This window comes from Candidatus Lokiarchaeota archaeon, from assembly GCA_014730275.1.
Classification (GTDB): Archaea; Asgardarchaeota; Thorarchaeia; order Thorarchaeales; family Thorarchaeaceae; genus WJIL01.
Genome location: WJIL01000039.1, coordinates 1 through 2781 on the forward strand (window position 1 = coordinate 1; position 2781 = coordinate 2781).

The 2781-nt window shown below is 47.0% G+C and carries 2 protein-coding genes; both read left to right on the top strand.

Annotation, left to right across the window (positions count from 1 at the left end):
• Nucleotides 1-490: 490 nt before the first annotated feature.
• Nucleotides 491-2488 carry a hypothetical protein gene (locus GF309_05065; GenBank protein MBD3158140.1) on the top strand — a complete coding sequence of 666 codons (1998 nt, stop codon included), beginning with the start codon at nucleotides 491-493 and terminating at the stop codon, nucleotides 2486-2488.
• Nucleotides 2433-2781: type III-B CRISPR module RAMP protein Cmr1 (gene cmr1 / locus GF309_05070; GenBank protein ID MBD3158141.1), on the top strand; the 349-nt coding region annotated here is incomplete at its 3' end. The genes GF309_05065 and cmr1, both read left to right, overlap by 56 nt.

Below are 2781 nucleotides of genomic sequence, written 5' to 3' on the forward strand. Positions count from 1 at the left end.
ACCTGTATTTGCTCTTAGAAGACATGATAGTTCCTCTTTGTGCTCATTAAACCCGTGTCAGAAACCCGCCTCTTCCTTTTGTTCTCAAAAAACCTTATGCAGTCTCTACGGACTTTCCCATCGAGATAATCGACAAGGCAATGCAGAGATTGTTGGAAGCAATGCTATGCAGGGCTATGCTTGCTTATCTGGTTTCGAGTTTCTTCTTAAAGGATACCCCTCTGGATAGACAATCGAAGGTTTTGGTGGGGTTGATCCTCCTAAGCCGCAAAAACATTGATTAGAGGGGGTTTCTGTAAGTTGCAAAAGATAAGCTCCAGCTAAGGAGATTGAAACTCAGTATTCACCGCTTTGAATAACTGCATATCATAATCGTTGCAAAAGATAAGCTCCAGCTAAGGAGACACGAGAAAGAGATTCATCCCAATAAGACCATGCAGAAATGAGGTACGATCGTTTTCGATGAAGAAGCCTTTGGAACTGATGGGGGATGGTTCAGTTTCATCTCCATGATGCCACACATAGGAAACAAAATACAGCTCTAGAAGCACGATTAGTTCCTGTTCGTTTCCGGGATTCGCCATCCACTCTGAAAGGCATAGCGGCCCCCTTATGGAACGCTAATAGAGCCTCTCTACGGCAATTACTTGAAGGGGTAAGAACCGGTTATGCCTTAAATATCCCAAAACAAGCTATTATCGTAAGCGGGCATGGCGGGAAACTAGGTACAGAGATTAGTAGGTCGAGGGAACTCGAAATAGATGCGAGGGACAATAGACAAGTGAAAGTGCTGCTCAGTACAATTGGTGAAATCAGTGGTTACAATAAAATTACATACAATCTCATAGGTGCCAATGGAAAATCATGGGACGGCAAGCTGGCAGGAATCGCAACTGGTGTTCTTCTCGGACCGTTTGATGCCATTCTTCTATTCTGTACTGAGGAAAGCTGTCGGTATTTTGATGAATACAAGAAAGCGTGTCAAGATAATTCCCTTCCTAAACCAGAGAAACATCTGATTCCTTCAGGAGAATCACCGGAAGAACAGTGGTCGATTGTCGAGAGAGTAATCGACGCAGTCTTGAAATTGTCGGAAACAACCGAGTCACCTGTCAAGCTCACACTTGATATCACCTCCGGGTATCGGCCGCTTCCGCTTCTCTATTTCACAGCAATGAGCTACCTCACGAGCTTTCACAACTCTGAGCTTGATCGAGTATTCTATTCCAAGTATGATAGGGAAACTGAAACAGGTAAGGTGTTTGACGTAACCTCGGCCTTTCGTGTCATAGAGTGGTATCATGCAACCAAGATGTTCACGAGAACGGGGGATGTAGGCGGCCTTCGTGAACTGGTAGAAAACAAGACGAAGCAAATATCACATGGTGAAGAAGGCTTCAATGATGTCATAAGCATCCGAAAATCGCTCATCGGAATGAGCGGTTCCTTTGGTGCTGGTCTACCCATTGAACTGGGCATGGCTGCCCGCGGCGTTCAACGTGAACTTGAATCAGTGGAGGAATCACCAGCCTCACTGCCTTTATTCAAGCATCTTGCGGATGATTTACGCGCGATAGCTGAATCGTGCTCTTTTGATGAACATGAAACTAAGGGTACGCTACAACTCACCCCCGAGGAAATCCAGCGTCAAATCAAGATCATAGACTTGGCCCTGGAATATGGGCAGGTCAGCAACGCCTTGACAATGATGAGGGAAACGCTGCTCAACAAAGCATTACTCAACCATGACCCTCAGTGTTGGTTGGAGTATCCCACACGAAAGTACATGAGTGGCAGACTAGGTGCACTCAGCGCGAGAGCAAGTAATCCCAAGCTCGCACAGGGGCTAACCGCCAAGCAGAAGCAAGCAGGGAAACTGTGGGGCGAAATCATCCAGAAACGGAATATGCTTGCTCATTGCGGATACGGAGAAAACAGGGTTTGGATTGATGATCTAGCTGAGACCGCAGAAGACATCCTCGAAAGAATCAAATCCATCGATTTGAGCTGTCTGTGGGAAGAAGATGAAGAGAAGGATGATCTTCTGGTCTGTCCTCTCGGGCGATCCAAAGGGGCCATGTATTCAGCCCTAAAGCATACTTCACCGGATAGGATGCTCGCGCTTGTCTCTCCTGATACAAAGCCCTTCTTGGCGGAGGTTGTGGAAGAAGCTAATATCGCTCAGCTCGCGGTATCGGATCTTGTTATTGAAGACCCTTATGCTTCCTTCAAAGAAATCGATGACCTCGTCAATAGGCGCGTCGATCTAGTTACCCGCTCAAAACATGTTGCTGTACATGTTGTAGGGGGGACGACTATGATGACCGAGCTCTCGAGAGCCTTCGGAAGGAAAGCAGAGGAACTGGGAATCCCAATGGAAATCTTCGCGACCATCGACAAACGCAGTCGTGAGGAACAGCGAGAGAATCCGTATGTGGTTGGAGAGTATCTTACACTTGAACGATGGCCACTTGGAAATGGAGATTGATAGCATGGAACGAACAGAAATCGAGATTGAGTTACTGACGCCAATGTATCTGGGCGGAGCAACGAAACAGCCTGAGTTCAGAATACCCTCGATTAAGGGGCTCCTCAGGTTCTGGCTACGGGCGATTGACCCAGACTATCGAAAATGGGAACCAAAGGTGTTTGGCGACGCTGGAGACTATGGTGCATCACCCTTCATCCTTCGGTTAGCTTCCCGCTACAAGAAGATAAGAACTTGTCATATCATAGACCAGCCGGAGCGATCAAACACAAAGAAGTGTATTCAACGAGGGG

What these genes read in the sequence shown, in the direction of transcription:
- GF309_05065 (MBD3158140.1), top strand. Translation starts at nt 491, where the DNA reads ATGGTTCAGTTTCATCTCCATGATGCCACACATAGGAAACAAAATACA.